The sequence below is a fragment of the Segatella asaccharophila genome, assembly GCF_054687055.1.
Genome location: NZ_BAACAN010000005.1, coordinates 154,661 through 177,707 on the forward strand (window position 1 = coordinate 154,661; position 23,047 = coordinate 177,707).

Genomic DNA, 23,047 nt, shown 5'->3' on the forward strand with positions numbered 1-23,047 from the left:
TATGAAAAAAATAAATTTAGGAATTACTCTACTCGCCGTGATCCTCACCTTTATATCTTGCGGCGACTTTCTTACCTGCAATCCAAAGGATACTGTTACGGACACACCAGATTTCTGGAACAGTGAGGACAATATCCGCACAGCAGTTTTGGATATCTATACTAACTTCTTCGTCGGTTATAATGAAGGATGGAACCGTTCTGATTATTTTTCAGAAACCAATATAGCCGATTGGAATGATGATAATGCACAGGAAGCAGCAACCTTTTTCACAAAAGTAGCTCCAGCTTCTGCAAGTGGATCCAACTGGAATTTCACATTGGTCCGTCACATCAATGTTATGCTCAACCGGGTTAAATCGTCAACATTAGATGATGAAGCAAAAAATCATTGGATGGGTGTTCTCCGCTTCTTCCGAGCTTTGGAATACAGTCAACTCGTCAATCTCTACGGAGATGTTCCCTATTATGAGGAAGCACTTGATAATAAAGACTATGCAGGTCTCTATCGTGCCCGGGATAAACGTACAGACGTTATGGACAAAGTACTGGATGATCTGAATTTCGCATCGCAAAACATCCGTATCAGTAATGGAGAAGCAGGTCTGACCGTTAACCGCGATGTGGCTGATGCTTATGGATCACGTTTGATGCTTTTTGAAGGCACATGGGAAAAATATCGTGAGCAGAACACAGAATATGCCAAGAAATACCTAGAGGCCGCCAAGGTTTTTGCCGAAGCCGTAATGAACAGTGGAAGGTATCATCTGTGTAATAACTTTCTTGATCTGACTACTTCTGAGAGTCTTGCAGGTAATCCGGAAATTATTCTTTATCGTTCCTATGCCGAAGGCGTTGTAACCCACAGTCTAATGTCTTTCCAGAATACCCTGATAGAAGTTGATAGTCCGTCCAAATCATTAGTTGACAGTTATCTGTCAAAGAACGGATTACCAATCCACCAGAGTGACAACACCCTGTCCAGGGGAGACAAATGGTTTCCGGATGAGATGGCAGACCGTGATCCCCGTCTCTACGCCAATGTGGATACAACAGGTCTGAAATTAAACGGTATAGCCGATGTATACGCCACATCCGGCTATTTCAGTCATCTCTTTGTCAACGAATCTTTGAAAGACAAGGCTGGAGGTCAAAGCTATACCTGTATTACCGACGCGCCAATTATGCGCTATGACGAAGTACTGATGAACTATATAGAAACCGCTGCAGAACTATCAACGCTAGGGGATTATACTCTGACCCAACAAGACTTTGACAAGACCATCAACATTCTGCGTGACCGCCCAAGTACGAGTATGCCACATGTAACACTTGCAGGAAACACCCTGCAAGTAAATGGTATCAACATCAATGATCCTGACCGGGACTCCGATGTACCTTCCATCCTTTGGGAGATCCGCCGTGAACGTCGTGATGAACTGCCCTATTCCGGCATCCGTTTCTACGATATTCGCCGATGGGGTAAACTTCAGTATGCCGATATGGTCAAGAATCCGAAAGTAAACATGGGAGCATGGCTGGACAAGGACAAATATGTAGCCTGGTATAACTCAAGACACCCGGGAACAACTATTACAATTGATAATCTGTCAAAGATCAAACTTGACCGGGATGGAAACGCTGGCTACATCAAGCCAATTACAGATCAGAATCTGATGCGTATCTCTTCAGATAAAGACTATCTCTATCCTATTCCAGAAGATCAGATCACGCTCTACAAAAGCCGAGGCTATACACTCACACAAAACCCTGGATGGTAAATCAATATTAATCTCTGATTTATTATAGAACTATATTTCTGTGAAAGAACCCCGAAAGTTACTTATCTGACTTCCGGGGTTCTTTGTTTTTACGACAGGACATACAAAGCTGAAAAATGGCAGAAGAATTCTATCTGTCTCTTATTCCAGCATAAAAGAACGAGACTGTAGATCTTCGCTGTTCGGTCCGATCATCACATCAAACTTCCTAGATTCTAATACCGATTGCAGATCATTGTTATAATACCTCAACATATCCGGAGTGATCGTAAATATAAGACGCTTACTTTCTCCTGATTTTAAAAGGACACGTTTAAATCCTTTCAATTCCTTGACTGGCCGTGCCACACTGCCAACAGCCTGATGCAGGTACATCTGGACAATTTCATAACCATCACGATTACCAGTATTAGTTACCGTTACACTTGCCTGTATCGAATCGTTCCGGTTCATTTTATCAGCGCTCAAAGAGAAATTACTGTAAGTATAGGTAGTATAACTCAATCCATAGCCAAATGGATAAAGCATATCATTGCTCACATCCAGATAATCACTACAGAACTTGCGGAACCACTGACCTTTCGGCAAGGGACGACCAGTGTTCTCATGACTGTAAGTGTAAGGCAACTGTCCTACATTCTGAGGGAAAGATACCGTCAACTTCCCCGACGGATTCACGTCACCGAACAGGACATCTCCGATTGCCCTGGCCGCTTCACTGCCGCCAAACCAGACATCCAAGATAGCCGGGACATTTGCTTTCTCCCAGTTTAGTATCAACGGGCGTCCATTGAACAGTACCAACACCACCGGTTTACCAGTCTTCACCAAAGCCTTCAACAAGTTTTCCTGACATTCCGGTACATCTATCTGAGAACGACTAGCGCACTCGCCACTCATACTGGCAGCCTCTCCTAACGCCGCAACCACCACATCAGACTGGTTTGCCACCTTTACAGCTTCATCCGTCATCTCTGCATTACTGCGGTTGTCCCACACAAGAGGGCTTCCCATTGTCTCACGATCCTGCTTGGCATGGTCATATTCCAGATTACATCCTTTGGCATACAAGACACGGACCTTGCTCCCGGCAACATCTTTTAATCCAGTCACTAAAGAACATTCAGAATTAGAATTTACACTCCATGTACCATTCATGTTATTTTGGGCTTCTGCCAAGGGACCGACTACGGCCACGGTACCACCCCTTCGCAATGGCAACAGGTGATTTTCATTCTTTAACAGTACAAAACTCTCACTTGCCATTTTCCTGGCCTCAGCAAGATGGCCGGTTGTGCGTTCTTCTTTCTTCGCACGCTTTGCATCACAGAACTTATAAGGATTGGTAAATAGTCCTAATTTGTATTTTGCCTCCAGAATATATCGGCAAGCATTGTCAATATCTGTTTCGGTTATCTTTCCTTCAGACAGCGACTTCTTCAATGTCCCGACAAATCCACCCGCACCCATATCCATGTCGACGCCGGCAGTCAAGGATTTAGCGGAAACCTGTTGCAAATCACCCAGCCCATGGTTTCTGAGTTCTGCAATAGCTGTAGCATCAGTCACGACGAAACCGTTAAAATGCCACTGGTTCCGTAAGACGTCAGTAAGTAACCATTTGTTCGCCGTCGAAGGAACCCCATTAACCGTATTGAAAGAGGTCATCACACTTCCCGCTCCAGCTTCCACTGCTGCCTTATAAGGAGGGAAATATTCATTATACATCCGATACTTGCTCATATCGACGGTATTATAATCACGGCCTGCTTCAACTGCCCCATATAGAGCGAAGTGCTTAATGCAAGCCATTATATCTGAGTTAGACGACAAATCTTCCTGATATCCCCGGACCATTACCTTAGCTATGGCAGAACCCAGATAAGGATCTTCCCCGGCACCTTCAGCTATACGTCCCCAGCGTGCATCATGGCAGATATCTACCATCGGACTGAATGTCCAGCAGATGCCTTCACAACTCGCTTCTTCTGCCGATATACGTGCGACATTCTTTATACCATCCATATCCCAACTGCACGACAGGGCGAGTGGAATAGGAAAGGTGGTCTCATATCCGTGGATCACATCCAGACCAAAGAGCAAAGGAATGCCCAGACGTGTTTTCTTTACAGCCACATTCTGCAGTTCCCTGATCACCTCCAGTCCTCTCAGACTAAGGATAGCACCAACTTGTCCCGTACTTACACTCTTGGCCACATCACTATTCTTCACCTGATCAGGTGTCAGATTGCCAGCACCAGACAAATTCAACTGACCTATTTTTTCATCAAGGGTCATCTTTGACATCAACTGTGAGACAAACCGATTCATCTTCTGCATCGATTCTTCTTTCCTTTGAGTTGTTATAGCTATTTTCCTTGCCTTAGTTCCAGCTTTCATCATACACGGCAAACATAGCCACACCACCGCTAATATTACATATAATCGTTTCATTTCTATCTGTTCAAAATGTTAGGTATTTTATATCAATACTGTTATTCATTCAAAAATGACCTGTTTGCTTTTGGAATTGTACTGCAAGGATACCATCGGATCAAGCAAATGATAAATGGGAGATAAGATCAAATCCGTTCCCTGTTTTGTAAAAGAACAATCGCTCTTTTTCAGTAATCTGTCACCACGCTTCAACTCCATGATTTTCTCTTTATTCCCAGCACCCAAGAGCAATGGTCCATAAAATACTCTAAACTGTTTTCTTAACGTATTATATTGATTTATCGTATTTTCATAATGTACAATCGGTTTAAAAGAGAACTGTAATCTGTCCCCCTTTTTAAAGGAAGCATGGACTTCTATAAACCCATTGCTCATTCTATATCTGCATTCCTTCCCGTTCAGTTTTATATGAAGCGGTTTGATCCAGTATGGTGAAGCCAGTTTTAAATCAACATTTCTGGCATTACCACTTTTTATTTCAAAAGTCACCCCATTGCCAAATGGATAAGTGGTAGTTTGGATAACAGACAAAAACTGATGGCTCGGTAAATTGATAACGGATTCGGAGGCATGATAGAAAGGAACATAAACCGTATGACCACACGTAAAATAAGAATAACGGGCAGCACTGGCTAATCCCTCACCTCCACGCATGGTACAACACCACGAGGCCTCATCTATGACAACATTCAGATTTGATGAATGAGCAGAGAGACCGGGACAATTGTCACAACCGAAACCGCCATTACTACGCTGCGCATGAGCAATGGCATTATAATAAATCAATTCAGCATCATCCCTATATGCTGAGATACCTGTATGTTGCCACAACTGTACTGCCAGCATATATGAATCCACAATTGCACAAGGCTCCGTCCAGGTGTTATAACGGTCAAACCAATTGTAATTGCCATAACATTCTGTCATTCCATGCGTCTTATAGAGTTTCCATATTTCCATGACTTTACGGACATACTCTCTATTACCTGTAATATCAGCATAACGGATAAGTCCCCTGCAAGCAGTCAGTGTGGCATGTGTCTGAGCCTTGATCTTAACCACATCCATGGATAAAAAAGTATGAACCATTTCATCTATAACCTTTTTCAGTTCAGGTATTCTGAGCAAGTCATAAGCCTGTATAGCACCATCCATGCCAATAAACACACAGCCGATATCTGTTGACAGCATCCATTGATGATAAGTTTTCTGGATGTTTCCTGAAGCTCCACCAGATTGTGAATTTCTTAAAACAGGATCAATCGGATAATCCTCATAACCTTTTCCACCTTTTACAAAAAGATTTATGGCTATTGATCGAATCATCGGAAGCACCCGGTTATCCCCTTTCCATTTATAGTATTCACACAGTCCTCTCAACAGCCAACCATTGCCAGCCAACTGCTGTTCATTCAGCATCCCATCATAGATCGGTCCCATGTATCCAAGAGAATTGAGATGCGAAGGCAATCTCCTTATGATTTCATCTAGATAACGAGGTTCACGATGCGTAGCCTGAGCATCCATTACCAATCCTAAGATAGTCCGGCCTTCAGTATCTCCCGGCCAGCCACCGGATTCTTGTTCCGTAAGAAAGACATGATCAGGTTGATATTTGGATTCTTCAAGGCGGTCATAATTTTTCTGTAAGCGAGTATCTAATTCCCCTTGAATATGAATCTTACCAAACGGAATTGGAACAGGCAATTTACCAACAATACTGACAGTTGTGTTCCAGGCATATATAGGAGCTATTGTAAAAAACAAAGCTACTTGAAATATAAATATCTTTTTCTTCATTTAAATTCAAATGACTGTGATTGCAGATCTTCACTGTTTGTTCCAATCATCACATCGTATTTTCCAGGTTCGGCAATATACTGTAACTGATTATCATAATACTTTAGCATATCCGGTGTAATCGTAAAAGACACGCGTTTGCTCTCTCCTGATTTCAAATGGATCCGTTGAAAGCCTTTCAACTCCTTCACCGGGCGTGCTACACGGCCTGTCTGCTGGTGCAAATACATCTGAACAATTTCATCACCATCATATTCTCCTGTATTTGTCACCTTGACACTTGCAACGATTGAGCCATTCCCATCCATCTGCATAGAACTCAATTCCGGCTTTCCATAGGTATAGGTAGTATAACTCAATCCATAGCCAAATGGATAAAGCATGTCATTGCTCACATCCAGATAATCACTGCAGAACTTGCGGAACCACTGACCTTTCGGCAAGGGACGACCAGTGTTCTCATGCATATAAGAATAAGGCAACTGACCTACATTCTGAGGAAATGACATCGTCAACTTTCCCGACGGATTCACGTCACCGAACAGGACATCTCCGATTGCCCTGGCCGCTTCACTGCCGCCAAACCATACATCCAGAATAGCCGGAACATTTGCTTTCTCCCAGTTTAGTATCAACGGACGGCCATTGAACAGTACCAGCACCACCGGTTTGCCGGTCTTCACCAAAGCCTTCAACAACTTCTCCTGTGACTGGGGGATATCTATCTGTGAACGACTGGTACACTCCCCGCTCATATTAGCCGATTCACCCAATGCCGCAATAATAACATCCGATTTACCTGCAACTTTCAGAGCCTCAGCCAACAGATCTTCACTGCTGCGATTATCCCAGATTCCTCCCACTCGTCCAACATAACTACGATCATCCATCAAGTTGGCTCCCTGAGCGAACAATACAGAGACCGATTTGCCGGCGACATCCTTCAATCCATCTACAAGTGAGCATTCAGAATTAGGATTGATGCTCCACATACCATTGATTTGTTTATCATTAGCCAATGGGCCAATCACAGCAATAGTCCCCTTGCGAGGCAACGGCAATAGTTTGTTTTCATTCTTAAGAAGCACATAACTCTCATCCGCTAATGTTCTGGATAAAGCAAGATGTTCCGGAGTGTAGATATCCTTCTTTGTACGAACAGGATTACAATACTTATAAGGATCAGAGAATAATCCCAATTTATACTTTGCCACTAACACATTACGGCAAGCATTGTCTATCTGTGCTTCTGTGATCTTGCCCTCCTGCAAAGATTTCTTTAATGTTCCTGAAAAACCAGCAGATACCATGTCCATATCGACACCGGCGTCCAGTGCCTTAACAGACGCCTGTTGTAAGTCACCTGCCACACCATGCTGTTGCAGTTCAGATATAGCAGTGTAATCAGTTGTAACAAAGCCCTGATAATGCCATTGATTCCTCAACAAATCAGTGAGCAACCATTTGTTTGCCGTGGAGGGTACACCGTTTATCGTATTGAAAGAAGTCATGATACTTCCCGCACCAGCATCTACAGCAGCCTTATATGGAGGAAAATATTCATTATACATCCGATATCTGCTCATATCAACTGTATTATAATCCCGACCGGCTTCGACCGCTCCATAAAGTGCAAAATGCTTGACACAGGCCAAGATGTCACTATCTGATGACAAAGTCCCCTGAAAACCTTTAACCATAGCGGCTGCAATAAGAGACCCTAAATACGGATCTTCACCTGAACCTTCTGCGACACGTCCCCATCGAGCATCATGAGAGATGTCGACCATAGGAGCAAATGTCCAATTGATGCCATCTGCACTCGCCTCTATAGCTGCGATATGAGCAGACTCTTCTATTTTCTTTATATCCCAGCTACATGATAATCCTAATGGTATAGGAAAGGTAGTCTGATAACCGTGAACCACATTCTCTGCAAATAATAAAGGGATCCCCAGTCGGCTCTTTTCAACGGCAGTCTCTTGAACTTCCTTAATCGATTTTTCACCTCTTAGACCGAGAATGGCCCCAATCTGACCTTTTGTGATATCACCGAGACCCCATAAATTCAATTGCCCGATTTTTTCATCTATTGTCATCTTAGACATTAATGTCGAAATGTATTGGTCCATGGCCTCTCTTGTGTCGGACTTTTCCTTGAACATTTTCCGATGACTCTTTTTTTTATTCAGAGATGAAGGATTTATCTCATCACTGTTTGCTTGAAAGGTTCGTGCCTTCACTGATTCGGGCATTAACAAAAACATTACACCTATCAAGATCCAGAATATATACTTCATGATAATTCTATTTATGCTCCGTTAGCGTAATTGATTCTATATGTACAGGACTTCACTTCTCCCATGAACTTTCCATGGATGCTAATCCTGCCAACGAATATTATCTCTTTGGAATTAATTTATAGAGTACTACGTCCTCAGCCGGAATATACACCGTACGTTTTTTACCTGTCTTTCCAACCATCTTACCTGTCCATAGATTGTTAATATAGTAAACCTTGGTAGCAAGTCCTGTAGAGAATCCACTCACCTCATCTTTAAAATCCATTGTCTTCCAATCAACAGTATACTTCCTGGCCCCTTGGGTCCGATTAAACAGGCACATAGCCCATGCACCTCCACGCAAAGGCTTGAACCAAACTTCCACGCCGTTATCCTGCAGATACCTCAATCCTTGAACACCTAAGGTATCCTGATCTACAGCGATGACATCCTTGTTGGTCAGAATAGCCAGAGTTGCTTTGCTCATCGTACGGAGATCATTGCCTAATATCAGAGGAGCAGCCATCATACACCAGATCGTAAAGTGAGAACGTCCCTGTGTTTCAGTTATACCATTCCCCACCTCCAGCATATCAGGATCATTCCAGTGTCCGGGTCCGGCATATTTACGTAATGGTTCATTGGCATCAATAATGCTTAGTATACACCCCGCTCCTTTACTGAAACTAGGTATGATGTCATGAGAGGTTCGCCATAAATGGCAAATATCCCTGCAGAAGAGCCATGGCTTTCCATATCCAGATTCACTAACACTGAATACCATCGGGCGGCCAGCCGCCCGTATAGCATCCCGCATCAGTGAAAAAGCTTCCTCCTTATTCCTGTTTCCTCCAAAATTCCAATCATACTTCAGATAATCGATGCCCCAACGGGCATATTGCAAAGCATCCTGATATTCATGTCCCCGGCTACCCGACTTTGAGCCACCACCGGTCTTACTGCCGGCATCACTGTAAATGCCCATTTTCAAACCTTTAGAATGAACATAATCTGCAAGAGCCTTCATACCATCAGGAAACTTCTCCGGATCACAATTCATAAAACCTTCTGAATCGCGTTCCCCCTGCCAATAGTCATCAATATTCACATATTTATACCCAGCATCACGAAGTCCTGTTGCAACCATAGCATCAGCCATATCCTTAATATCCTGTTCGTTAACGGTATTATGGAAATGGTTCCAACTGTTCCAGCCCATCGGCGGAGTCCGGGCAAGTTCATTATATTTCTGAGCATGTGCAACACCACAAACAAGCAGAGCAGTTGTAATAAAAAATAACACTTTCTTCATAAGTAATTCTTGTAAGTTATCTCATTCAGGTTTCTTTCTTAAAATGACACCGGAGCACGTTGCAATATATTCTGGGAATTTGTTCCTACTTCAATCTCATAATTGCACCTGTCCACTTTCCAGTCGCCTTTATGCACATCATAGTAAGAAAAAGCACTGGCAGGAAGAGTGAAATCCACATCAGTTGTCTTCCCTGCGCCCACAAACACTTTCTTAAAATATTTCAGTTCATGTACAGGACGGCTCACTGACGGATTTACCGGATGGACATAGACCTGCACGACCTCAGCACCATCAACCTTACTGACATTGGACAATCTGAAATGGCCCGTTATCTGGTCACCATTTCTGTGGACTGTCAAAGGACCATAGTTGAACTTAGAATAGGAAAGGCCATAACCAAAAGGAAACTGAGGAATCACATTCTTGGTGTCGTAATAACGATAACCCACCATCAGACTGTCACTATAAACGACATGATCATTATCCTGATAGCCTAATTTGAAAGCCGGCACATCCGCCAGTTTCTTCGGCCAGGTAAAAGGCAGTCTTCCTGAAGGGTTATTCTTTCCAAACAGGGTTTCTGCAATGGCCGTCCCCCCTTCCATTCCCGGATACCATGCCTCCATGATACTGGCAGCTTTATCGATCCAGCCACCTATCTCAAACGGAGAGCCATTGATCAGGACGACGTCCAGATGCCTGTTATATTTGGACAACTGATGAATCAACGAAGCCTGTACCTGAGGGAACGTCATGTTCCTCCGGTCACGCCCTTCTGTATCCAGGCTATAATCACCACCTCCGACAAATACAACAGCATCAGCCTTACGGGCAGCCTTCTCGATCTTCCTCATTTGTGACTTCGTTGCCTGGGACTGGGGCGTCTCCCATTCGATACGGATAGCTGCGTCACCCTTACCTTTGGTATAGATGACACATAAATGGTATCGAGTCCCCTTCTTCAAGTCCACCGTAGCGGTAGCCGTCGAGCTCCCTCTTCCTGGATCGACAATAGCTACCGGGGCACCTCCCCATTCATTATTGTATACCAGAGCAGACCCTCCTCCAACAATAAAACGGAAAGTATATTTCCCGTCTACCGGAGGCATGATCTGCGCATCATACCTGGCTTCCCTAAAATCATCCACATTGATGGAAGGATCAGGAGATTTCATCTCCCACATAAAATTAACAGTAGGATCTACCCGCTGCAGTACCGGGTCACTTTTACCTTTCACGAAATAACGGGCAGTAAATCCCTGGTGTCCATTGACAGGCCCAAGCACCTGGGAAGGAATGACCTTGAAGCCACCCAGATCATCAGATGAGATATAGGTCACCTTTTTATTACCAAGGAGATTCCTGATGCCCTTGAGTGCTGTCACCTCATAAGGTGACTCTATCCAGGAGCTGCCCCCCATACCTAACAGGCAAAAGCGTTTGTCAGCACTCGGACCGGTCACCAATACATTCTTTACCTTATTTCCATTTAGGGGCAATCCGTACCTGTTGTTTTTCAACAGTACAATACCCTGTTCCGCAACCTGGCGGGCAACCATCTGGTGTGCCCTGGTATTCAAGGATGCGCCCTTTCGAATATCACGGCCATCCAAGGCACCGACCATCTTATACACATATAAGATATGCCGCACCTTATCATTGATCACCGAGACCGGGATCTTTCCGTCTTGCACTTCTTTCAGCAGAGGTGTACCAAAGCCACAATTATCCCCACCAGGCATAGACACATCCAGTCCTGCAAAAGCAGCCTTCTCAACGGAACGAGTCTGAAGCCAGTCTGTCATGACAAGGCCACGGAATCCCCATCTGTTTCTCAAGACATCCTTAAGTAAACTGCGACTGTCACTCACAAAATCATAATTGACCCCGTTAGCTGCTGTCATAAGAGCCCCTACATGAGCCTGCTGTACAGCAGCCCTGAAAGCAGGCAGATAGATTTCATGCAGTGAACGGTCATCCACGACTGACATATAGTTATTCCGGTTATCTTCCCGGTTATTGCATACATAGTGCTTTGCACAGGCTGAAACTCCCTCACTCTGGATCCCTTTAATCTGAGCTACGGCAATGGCACTGTTTAGGAACGGATCTTCCGTATAATACTCGAAGAATCGTCCTCCTAAGGGATCCCTCAAGATATTCATTCCTGGCCCTAACAGTATACTGCGCCCCAATGCACGGGTTTCTTCTCCCATCACCTGACCGGCCCTTTGGACAACTGACGGATTCCAGGTTGAACCAAATGCCACACCACAAGGAAAGGCTGTCGTTCCTACCTGGGCATTAGGGCCGCGAGGACCATCTGTCAATTCCAAAGCCGGAATATGAAGCCTTGGAACTCCATGGAAGCTGTTGGTTCCACATAATTTTCCACTGCAGAGCGAAACCTTTTCCTCAAGAGTCAGAGAGGATAAAATCTTTTCTATCTCCGGGTCAGAATTTTCAGGGTTCTGACCATAGCAAAGTGAAGACAAGAAAAGGAAAAAGACGGCACAAACTGTTTTGAATAACTTCATAAATCTATTTATATAGAGATTAATTGATGGCATGATACTTGATTAATAAAGAACCAGGAGCTGTTTTAATGGTGAGGTCAAATCCATCCATTAGTTGTTCTCCGCTGAACACCTTCTTTTGTTTAGAATCATCATCATATAATTCATAGTTTTTGACTGGTACCAATCCTTTCAGTTTTACCCTGATTGATTCCGTCTCATTCTCCTTCCTGCGAAAAGCCAAGATAATTCCATCCCCTCTCTCCGGTCTGTTCAACTGATAGGACAACCATATATTTTCTTGGGTAAGATTCTCTGCCGGAGTCAGCGGATAGTAATCGCCGTAATAATAAGGACGTAAGAGTTTAAATTCCTGGACACATCTCTGCATTTCCGGAATGGATATATTCTGATCCGTTATTTTCCAATTGACAACCATAGCACTACTCAAACTCGATCTGAAGGAATAAGGATCAGCCGCATACAGGCCCGTACCACTCAAAGGGAGATAAAAATTCAACCCATAAGTATGGTTCTGATATCCATCCGGCTCCCCATAACTATAATCAGTCCGCCATAAAGGCGCACTACGCGTGACCGTTTCCAAATCCAGTCTCCTCCCTCCACTGGCACAATTATCAATAAGCAAATGGGGAAAACGAACCAGCAGACTATCCCAGAAAGCATACAGGCCTTCGACATACCTGATCTCGGTAATCCCCGTTCTCCCTTTCGGATCATATTTTTTCCAATAGGGTGCAGGTTGTATATTAAAATCCTGACGATAGTAGTCTATCCCGTTCTCTCTGATGAGGCCCGCTATCATATTGGTCAGCCATAGCCTAGCCACCGGATTACCCATATTAAATAATCTGGTATCATTACCGGACAATTTCAACAACCAGTCCGGATGCTCCTGATCAATCAGGGTGCCGGCATAAACTCTCTCAGGCTCAAACCAGACCATGAATTTTGCTCCCACGCGATGAGCTTCGTCTGAAACAGGTTTCAGGCCTCTCGGGAAACGAGTCCGATCCACTACCCAGTTGCCTACATTGACTCCCCATCCGGTATCTCCACATCCCTTGTACCAGCCGGCATCCAGCCAGAAGACCTCAGGAGTAATAGCAAACTGCTTATACCTGTCTATTAAGGCACGAGCATAGATCTCAGTCAAACAGCCATATTCATTACAAGGATAAGGATCTCCCCAGTTAAAGCCACCCGAAAGTGGATACTCAGCGAATTTTCCATTGATCTTTCTGGAATGATGAGCAAGGATAAAATGCCGGAACTGATTATGGCCGGTCATCCGGTCCTTACCTTCCCAGAACATCAAACTGCAAAGAGGAGTCCTTATTTTCTCACCAGGATACAAAAACAGATTCATATTTTCCATCCCCGTATGAAGGTTTAGTTGTCCCCGGCTCGGTTGCAGGATTGAAGCATACCAGTTGCCAGTCCAGCCTATCGAGACGATCACTCCCCTGGAATCCGGAAACTCGATATTAAAGAAAGGAAAGGCATGATCCTCTGAAGAACGTCCTGTCTTTGGAGCAATGTAGACTTCCTTTCCATCCTGTAATTTCTCATCTATAGGATTGAAATCCGCCTTCTGGGCCATGCTCCCATTATTATGATGCAAAATAAAATCACCCTTCTTATGACAAAGGAACTTCAGATCAACCACTCTTACATCTGAGATAGACGGTGAATTTCTATCAGCCCCGTTAAGGAAGTTCAGCACCCATTCTACAGCCTGGAAAGAGGGATAACCTGTTACCTTACATTCTATCTTCATCCTGGTCTCAGGATCAGTATAGATATAATTGTATCTCAACTGATCCGGATCAGTCGCCGGGAGCTTTTTTACTGTACATTTCCACTTACCCATAAATCGGGTAGATGACACCCCATCATATTTGAAGGTAAAGGGAAGATGATCAGGATTGGCAAAATGGGATCTTATCCATTTGTCAACCCTGACGTCCGGTTCACTCTTTGCACAGACAGGCTCGACTAATAACAAGCCCGTCACCAGAAGAACCATTGCTGAAAGAATACATCCTTTTTTTAATTTCATAATTAATATTTAATATCATCATTTGCTCAAGACGATCTGGCAGAATGAATATGGAGGAGTTTGGATTGAGAATCCACTCTTCTGCCCCCTCAATACTTTATTCCGATCTGACCTTTTTATCGCATTATGATCCTTCGTCGTATTCATAGACAGAGGACCCTTTGCATATAAGGTTGAGATTACAGCTCGTGAAAAATGCCTTTGTAAGTCTGACCAGTCAAAATGAGTAACCTGACTATCCTTAGTGCGATTGCAGACATACAGCACCAACCGTGTATGATTAGTATCCCATGCTGCCTGTACCTGATAGTCATCGTTTTCCCTGGCCTGATAATCTTCTATGTTTAACACATAAGCGGCAGGAGAACGCGAGATAAATTGCAGCACCTTACCGCAAGCCGTCAGGAAGGAACCCTCCTTAGGAGTTTCCATGGCACTCTGGCTATGAGTATTCGCCAGATTATTGAAATTGACGAATCCCACCCCGTCACCTAATCTCTGGAAAGCCATATAGTTTCTGACCAAATTGAGTGCATAATACCATTTGCTGAAAGAAAAGGACTTTGTTGCATTTCCGTCCTTTGCTGCCATGTTGTACGTATCTCTTTTCACATCAGTATTATAAGCCAGCCATTCCGTATCACAGTATTTTATATGAGTCCCATGCAACGCATTATAGTGTCTTACCTTATTCAGCATCTGTAAGGAGAGAGTTTCTCCGTCTCCACGGTCAGCGACAAAATCTATATAAGGACCCGCTATGGCAAGCATATCATTTAAAGAATGATGAAAATCCTTCTTGTCCGGTCTGCCCCCATAGACAGCCATTCCTATTTTTATGCTCGGATCCACAGCCTTCATAGCCTTTGAATAGACCACGACGGCCCATGCATAATCCTTGGCTTCAAACCAGCGATGGACCTCATTGTCCAGTTCCCAGTATTTTACATGGAAAGGTTGGACATAACCATGACTGACTCTCAAATCAGCCCATTTGTTCTCTCCTGCCTTAGAGTTACAGTAAGCCACCCACTCTGCAGCCGACTGAGCACCATCCGTCAAACTCATGAATTCAGGAAACACATAACCGTCCGGCATCGGATCCTGCCAATTAGGGAAGTCCACATCATATTTCCTTTTTGCAGGATGATACACATTCACGACGATTTGCTTTTCAGCCCCCACTGCATTACACAGCATTGCATACTCGGCTGTTCCTACATCATTATAGTTAAGTCCTCCCCAGAAATAAGAAGGCTTGGGTTTCCGCTCCGAATAAGGTCCAATCCCATTTTTCCAATTATAAAACGAGGCAAAACAGCCCCCCGGAAATCTGATGATCTTCGGATTGACCTCTTTCAGGACTTTCACGACATCCCGTCTCCATCCGAAATAGTTATCATCGGGTTTCATCGAGAAATCATCCACATCAATTGAGGCATGAGGAGGAATCCACAAACTGAAGGTCGCATACCCTGCAAAATGAGGATTTTTGATGACAGCCGATACAGGATTAAAATGATCACCCGTAATCTTAACCGGAATGACCTGGATCGGCTTCTCCCAGTTTCCCTGAGGATACATTCTTATTTCAACCGTAAGGGGGCCATTATTGGATTTGATCATTCCCGTAAAAGCATAGTTGACTCCTTTCCGTAATAATTTTCCTGACTGGGCGAGGGCACCCCACTTTTCATTTTCAGAATTAACGACTTCCAGATACTGGCTGCCATGTCCACATCCCCCCTTCTTAGGAATCAAGACAACTTTTCTAAGAGGAGAGGTACATTTTATAAAAGTACTTGTATCTGTTATAACTGAGGGTTTGTCCGGTGTTCCGGGAGCTGCGTACCACTCATTATGTTCGTATCCGCTATGATACCAGTCGAATTTACTCCAATCGGTTTCATATCCCTTTTCCGGATGATTCTCATCAAAATACAGGTCATACCATGCTTTGTTAATGGAACGATAAGGATAGAATGCTTCGAAACTTCGATTAAAGAACATCTCGCTCCACATTCCTTCTACCTGACGTCCATAACCAAGTTCTATAAAATTTCCATATAATAACGGACTGATTGGTTCTTTGGAAATTTCCTTCCCGGTGATCTTATAGTAATGGCTTTCGGGAGAGCAAAAAGAACTCATCCCGATCATCAAGAAAGAAATGACCAGAAAAAGCAGCTTTTTATAATCTTTCATTTTTTTCATTCCTTTAGGTATTAAAATATATGTTATATCATCAACTATTTATCCTTTGCTAAAGCGGATCCTTCATGCCGATCGCCCTAGAATTCCTTCAGATACAGATGAAGACCGGGATCATTTCTTTTCTGAAACCAGAGGACGATAATTTACTTTCATCACCTCCAGCCTTCTCAACTGCCCCGGAAGGCGATTGGAGAAACTGTCCCAGGACTGCAGGTCCGATTGCGTCCACGCACGTTCAGCCAAAGCCAGTGCACGTGGGAACACCATAAACTGCAAACGCTTTTCTGAGGGTATCTGCTCAGTCCAGATATTAGCCTGCATGCCTTTTATAAGTTTTTTCTGACTGTCAGAAAGTCCGTCAGGAATAATATGCCCGAGATACAACATCTTCAGCGTATTGTTATCCTGGGGATAATCAAAATAGCAAAAAGAGGTAGGACACAATATTACCTCGTTGCCATGATCCGTCGTTTTCTTCACCACATCTCCGAATGCACTACGCCACCAGTCCACCGTAGCCGTCGGAGACAGTCCGCCTTCCATTATCTCATCCCAGCCGATCAGTCTCCTGCCATGAGCATTGAAGAACTGCTCCATCTGATGGATAAACCAAGACTGCAACTCCTCTTCTGACTTCAGCCCTTCCGACTTGATTCGTGCCTGACAATAAGGGCACTTCTTCCAATTGGTTTTATCCACCTCATCTCCCCCAATGTGGGCATAATGATAAGGAAACAAACTGAAGATTTCCTTATAAACATTCTTACAAAACTCCAGCGTAGAATCTTTCCCCGGGCAGAGAGGTGACCCAGGAGACGGATTGTCGAAACAGGAAAGATAAGGATAGCTTGCGATCGCTGCATCACTATGCCCCGGCATATCAATCTCGGGAATCACGTCAATGCCCCGTACCGCTGCATACCTGACAATTTCCCTGATATCTTTCTGGGTATAGTATCCCCCATAAAGAGAATCACCGTTCACGACTTTAAACTTACTCCTAGGAATAATGAAATCAGGATTCTTCTCAGCACGCTCTCTGTTCATGCAGAGCTGGTCAATATCCATCAGTTTACGCCATGCACCCTTTCTAGTAAGCAGGGGATATTTGTTGATTTCTATTCTCCAGCCCTGGCCATCCGTCAGATGCCAGTGGAATTTATCCAATTTGTACAACGCCATCATATCCAGAAATCGTTCCACTTCCTTCTTAGTGTAGAAATGACGGGCCACATCCAGCATCAACCCTCTCCAATGATAAGCAGGACGGTCAGCGATCTCTACATCCGGTACCATCCATTTGACATTGTGCACAACATCAGGTGATTCAATCTCATCCGGAAGGAGTTGACGCAAAGAAGAAATACCATCTATCACCCCCCGGTAACTTCCTGCCTTCACGATGATCGTCTTAGGGGTCACCGACAAAGTATAACTTTCATCATTCGTCCCGGAAGGTTTACGCAGGACAAGGTTGATATCCCCATTCCCTCTACTCAGACGTATACGATAACCTGTCGGCACAGACAAGATCCCTTTCAGATATACGGCCGCATTACGCAGGGATCTGTCAGAATAGCCTATTGTCAGTCCCTGGTGCAGCGTAAATTCACCGGGATGCTCTATTACACTTTCCGGCAACGGCACAATACTGATCTTTCCATAAGTCCGGGCAGATGTCAGGAACAGTGCCAATAACATTAATAAAACTCTGGTATATTTTTTCATAATCCTATCTTTTATTCAGCTAAATTCTTGCAATCATTCAACTCTTCTTTATATAAAACCGGTAAGTTCCCTGTCGGACATCACAAACTGTAAACCCATTTTTAATGCCCTTCACCTGAACCTGAGGAACTTCAGACAAGGGATGCCCTGATTCTGACAGGGCCTGTTCATCTTCTGAAGGAAGATAAACGGTCGCAGAACTACCTACGGGCACCCGGACATTCATCTCAAGGCCACCAGAAACACGAGTAATCTCTGAGACAATTTTACCATACGGGGTAAGGTTCGAATAATAGACATGGTTCAGACTGTCCGTAAAGACAGGACAGACATAAAAATGCCTGTACCCAGGATCGTTCTCATCCACGTTCACCCCAGCAAGTTTCCGGTAGAACCACGTCAACCCGCCTCCAAACATCGGATGGTTATGGGAATCCTGTCCGTTCCACTGCTCCCAGGTAGTAGTAGCTCCCTGCCTGATCCAGTTTCCGTAACTCGGGAAATCTGTTTTGTTCATTGCCTCGTATGCCAGGTCATTCATCCCATTATCGGTAAGAGTATTAAAGAAAAACTTCGTACCGAACATTCCGGTGTTCAGGTGTCCTTTATACCGGTCTGCAATTTCATGACGTAAAGCCGTACATACGGCACGGTAACGGTCTTCAGGTACACCCAGGACCAAGGCGAAGATATTACTGCCAAAATCACCGTAAGAATGTGTGTCCGGATTATAAAACTTTCTATTGAATGCTGATTTCACCTTTTCTGCAATTTCCGTATAATACTGTTCATCAGAACTGCAATGCAATGCCTTCGCTGCCTTGGCAGTAATAGAGGCACAGCGCCACAGATAAAACGTATGGACCAGTTCCTCAGGCGGAAGTCCGAAAGGAGGGGCCCAATCCCCCAAATTCAACCAATAATTCGGCTTATCAGAATTCAGGTTTGTCTTCTTCGCCAACATAGTACTATCCGGAGTAAGCCACGTGAGCATATATCTTACCTGTTCCTTCATGGCAAAATAGTTATCTTTCAGCATCTCCAGGTCACCATAGTGCAGATAATACTCCCACGGCATGATATTCATGGCAGCTCCCCATGCCACACCCCCTCCACATCCGGGTTGCCAGGGTGCACCATTGGGAACATAACCGGTTTTCGTGTTCTGTGTATCCCGGATATCCCGTATCCATTTCTGATAGAAAGCCGCAGCGGCAAAATTATCCATTACCGTTGCACACGACACCTGTCCGTCACCGGTATAAGGAGAACGTTCCCGGTGAGGACAATCACTGGCTATGCATCCATGCATATTATCCATCTGGGAACGTTGCCAGATGGTGTTGATCTGATTAAATAATTGATTAGAGGTAGAAAATTGCGCTGTCAGTTTTACATCTGTATTGACAGCTTCCGCTACCAGGTTTTTCGGTGAAAGACGGTCAACGCCCTTGATGATGGCTTTGCTAAAGACATACCAGGTAAACCGTGGAGCATAAGACACCTTCCGGTCTCCCTTGAAGATATATTTCTGAACGCCTAATGGAGATTCACAAATATATTTTACATTCAATGTATCTCCATGGTGCCCTCTGATGTCCAGGAAATGGATCCAACCAGATATTTCCTTTCCAAAATCTACCAGATAACTCCCATCCGACCGCCGTTTGAAAGAGACCGGGTGTAATCGTTCCATAATCTTGTCTGAAGGCGACATCTGAGCTGTCAGCTTTCCGACCGGAGGTTTACTCAGTCGGACATTCTGCCACGAACGGTCATCACAAGACGGGACAGACCAACCGGGAGTCTCCCGGTTGGCATCATAGATCTCCCCATCATATACTCCGTTCATGACGATTGCTGAAGGTCTGGCCTTCCAGGTCTCATCCGAACAGACAAGCTCACGATGACCATCAGAGTAAGTAAGTTCAAGCTGACATAACAAACACGGATGTCCGAAAGAACATACCCAATGACGTTGACAATCATAAAAGCCGTTGCCCAGGATGACCCCAATCGTATTCTCTCCCTTTTTCAAAAGGGATGTTATCGGATAAGACAGATACATCACCCGGTAAGAACGGAATGAATCATCTATGGACAAGTCTGCAGTCTTCAGCCCTTCCCGGGAAGTATAGTCTGTAAAATTGGGAACCAGATAGTCATTCCCTACCCGATGTCCGTTAAGATACAGTTCAAAATAGCCCAATCCGGAAATAAACACTTTCGCCGATACTATATGACTTTTTACCTTAAAATCCTTACGCAGCAGTGGAGCTGCCCCCTCCCAGGGAGCACCGATCCACCGTGCTTTCCATTCAGAAGAAGACAACAATCCCATTCCCCAATGTCCAGGTTTGCTCCATCGAGAGGATTTACCTTCATGATCCCAGACCTTCACTCTCCACCAGTAGTCACAGTCCGATTTCAGATCCTTGCCTTTAAAGGCGATCAGATAAGAGTCTTGAGAAAGCACCTTACCGGTATCCCATATATCCGCTTTGCCCTCTTTCAGTAACTTTTCCGAAGAAGCCACACAGATCCGATAGGCTGTCTGCCCCTCTCCACGCACACGATCCGATGAAACCTCATTAATCCAAGACAAACGGGGGTGAAGGACATCGATGACCGGAGGATCAGCAAGATGTTCACAAGTCAGGTATCCTACCTTTAATCGTCCGGATGCATCAGAGTCCATTGCCGCAAAACTCACAAGCCATATAAGAGCCAGTATATTTTTCCAGAACGAGAAAGGATGCCGATTTTTTATTTTGTCCATATACAACGATAATTAAATCTGCGATTAGGCGCAGTATCGCCATTGATGCAGAGAGATATTGGATTCTTCAGGTCCGCAGGATCGTCGGCCCACTTGAAATCAAAACATAAGGCATCGCCTTTCAAGCCCATCAACCTGCGTGGAATCGATAATTCCATCCTGTTGCCTGATTGCCTGTAGGTAATATCTGCCACGAATTTCCATTTCTTGCTTGTCTGGTCATATTTCATAAGTGTCGTGGAATGAGAACTGTTGACTTTATAATTGATGATGTAATCATATCCATACCATCCCGTATCAGAATTATGATCGGCATCTATGAGTAACAGCATCCAGTTCTTCCCTGTATAAGGAGACAACTTGTCTGCCGTTTCCACATAGAAATAAACATTTTCATGATCAAATGCCACTTTAGACGCAATAATATCATTGCGGCCGGAATTGTTCACATAATGATTGCCACCATAGCCATTATGATCACGATGAATAATATCGCCTCTGGTATCCAGGTATTCCGGATGTACAGACTTCCATTTATCAAAATTGCCATCCATCCGCATCTTTCTGATTCCCTTGCATTCCGGTATCGGACGCACACCTTTATACCGGCGTATATTCTGGACCATCTGCATATAGTAATTATCCGTATAACCACCTTTCATCGGCGCAATGGTACGGTTAAATTCCGAATTATACTGGTCAACGAAATAGAAAGGATTCTTACGTCCCATAAAATCCACAGGTCCATTCTGCTTTCCAGAAGGATCCTTTCCTGAAGAATATTTCCCAGCAGTCCATTCATTCCAGTCATTCAGGAAGATGAAATCAGGATCAGCCTTCAAGGCATCATTCCATCGATCCTGGAAATAGATGCCATAGCCCTCAGGATGAGCAACGACCTTGTGGAGCCATGGAACCTCCGTAGGCAATGGTAAATCCTTATCATTCAACGGTGGTTCACCGGTAGACTTGCGCCAGCTCTTGCCCACCATAGATATAGGATGCTGGGCAGGTGTGACCGCAGCTTCTTCGAGTCTCCCGTCATGTTTGGCCGTCAGTTCTTCCGGTGACAGTTTTGCTACGTTCGGATCATTCATCTGATAGCCAAAACACCAGTTATTCTCCTTGCCTACATAGCGCTTGCCGGCCCACTCATAGTATCCCCACCACATATTACGCATCGTAAAGAAATTTTTCACTTCCTGCGTATAGTCAGTATAGTACTTGTTACAATAATCAGGATTCTTATAATGTGGATTACCAGGATCCACAGCAGCATCGGGATCGTAATTAGGATTTTCACTCTTTACACTACCGTTCGCATCAACGGTCGGATTGAAATTACACAATAACAGTGGTTTCCCGTCCCACATAAACCATAGGTCCCGGTATTTATCCTGTTTATAAATACCTTCAAATAACCGTTGCACTACCGTGATGACATTACCGTTAAAGGCCCAGAAACAAAATTTCGGGACCTTGTTGCCCTCACTCTTCATCTGTTCCATCGTACGGAACAACACCTTCCACTCATCCCAATACAATACAGCATTCGTTACATCCAGGACGATCACGTCCACCCCGGCATCTGCAAGCATGGACATATCATGGCGAATGACATACTCATCCTGACTCAGAAAATAGCCGTACTCCGGCTCTCCCCAATGATAGGAATCAATTGTCCACGCCTTGCTTTCCCCATTCTTACGGGCATTAGGATCAGCATCCAGAACTTTTGTAACATCCGCTTTATAGGGGATTCCAATCTTATATTTCCCCTCATCATGCCATGTAATGTAAAAAATTCCCACTGTACGCTTTTTATCTGTCTTTAAGGTGCCCACTTCCTTAGAAGTCGGCATCCTGCGTCCTAAACCATCCGTGCCGACCCAGGTATCCGGATAGATGTCCACTTCTTTCTGTCGTGTCTGAGAACAGATTCTGCCCGGCAGGAATCCCGCCATCAATAAACCTAAGATAAAAAGACAAGTAAGTCTGTTATGATTATCATTCATGATCATGATTGAATTTACTTTTGCATTATTTCTATATTGATACACAAAGGACAGGAAAGTATTTCCAAGAATACTTCC

At 44.2% G+C, this 23,047-nt stretch carries 11 protein-coding genes; 1 reads left to right on the forward strand and 10 read right to left on the reverse strand.

Translation table 11 applies throughout. The annotated features are described in order from the left end of the window. Window position 1: 1 nt before the first annotated feature. Window positions 2–1,780, forward strand: coding sequence for a RagB/SusD family nutrient uptake outer membrane protein (locus ACYRYG_RS04735; RefSeq protein WP_293423401.1), 1,779 nt, complete (start codon window positions 2–4; stop codon window positions 1,778–1,780). Between the two features lie 141 nt (window positions 1,781–1,921). Here the strand turns inward: ACYRYG_RS04735 and bglX (ACYRYG_RS04740) are convergent, their stop codons facing one another. The 10 genes from bglX (ACYRYG_RS04740) to ACYRYG_RS04785 all read right to left on the reverse strand — a co-directional run bounded on the left by bglX (ACYRYG_RS04740) (window position 1,922) and on the right by ACYRYG_RS04785 (window position 22,969). Beyond that, window positions 1,922–4,234: a beta-glucosidase BglX gene (gene bglX, locus ACYRYG_RS04740; protein ID WP_460197775.1), complete on the reverse strand. Its 2,313-nt coding sequence runs from the start codon at window positions 4,232–4,234 to the stop codon at window positions 1,922–1,924. Window positions 4,235–4,279: 45 nt separating this feature from the next. Further along, window positions 4,280–6,037 (reverse strand): beta-L-arabinofuranosidase domain-containing protein, encoded by a 1,758-nt coding sequence (locus tag ACYRYG_RS04745; RefSeq protein WP_460197776.1) that lies wholly within the window; start codon window positions 6,035–6,037, stop codon window positions 4,280–4,282. Beyond that, the gene (gene bglX / locus ACYRYG_RS04750) at window positions 6,034–8,202 is read right to left on the reverse strand and encodes a beta-glucosidase BglX (RefSeq protein WP_460197777.1); all 2,169 of its coding nucleotides are present in this window, start codon (window positions 8,200–8,202) and stop codon (window positions 6,034–6,036) included. The genes ACYRYG_RS04745 and bglX (ACYRYG_RS04750) overlap by 4 nt, the downstream gene beginning before the upstream one ends. A gap of 235 nt (window positions 8,203–8,437) precedes the next feature. Continuing rightward, entirely contained in the window at window positions 8,438–9,631 is a 1,194-nt protein-coding gene (locus ACYRYG_RS04755; protein WP_293428357.1) for a glycoside hydrolase family 27 protein, read from the reverse strand. Between the two features lie 38 nt (window positions 9,632–9,669). Next, the gene (locus tag ACYRYG_RS04760) at window positions 9,670–12,171 is read right to left on the reverse strand and encodes a beta-glucosidase (protein WP_460197778.1); all 2,502 of its coding nucleotides are present in this window, start codon (window positions 12,169–12,171) and stop codon (window positions 9,670–9,672) included. A gap of 19 nt (window positions 12,172–12,190) precedes the next feature. Next, window positions 12,191–14,233, reverse strand: a complete 2,043-nt coding sequence (locus ACYRYG_RS04765) for an alpha-galactosidase (RefSeq protein WP_293443990.1) — start codon at window positions 14,231–14,233, stop codon at window positions 12,191–12,193. A gap of 18 nt (window positions 14,234–14,251) precedes the next feature. Next, window positions 14,252–16,447, reverse strand: a complete 2,196-nt coding sequence (locus ACYRYG_RS04770; protein ID WP_460197779.1) for a hypothetical protein — start codon at window positions 16,445–16,447, stop codon at window positions 14,252–14,254. Window positions 16,448–16,558: 111 nt separating this feature from the next. Beyond that, complete coding sequence (locus ACYRYG_RS04775; protein WP_460197780.1) at window positions 16,559–18,175, reverse strand: beta-N-acetylhexosaminidase; 1,617 nt, start codon at window positions 18,173–18,175, stop codon at window positions 16,559–16,561. Window positions 18,176–18,212: 37 nt separating this feature from the next. Continuing rightward, window positions 18,213–20,954: an alpha-L-rhamnosidase-related protein gene (locus tag ACYRYG_RS04780; protein WP_460197781.1), complete on the reverse strand. Its 2,742-nt coding sequence runs from the start codon at window positions 20,952–20,954 to the stop codon at window positions 18,213–18,215. Continuing rightward, entirely contained in the window at window positions 20,942–22,969 is a 2,028-nt protein-coding gene (locus ACYRYG_RS04785; RefSeq protein ID WP_460197782.1) for a glycoside hydrolase family 71/99 protein, read from the reverse strand. Before ACYRYG_RS04785 ends, ACYRYG_RS04780 begins: the two co-directional genes overlap by 13 nt. Window positions 22,970–23,047 lie beyond the last annotated feature (78 nt).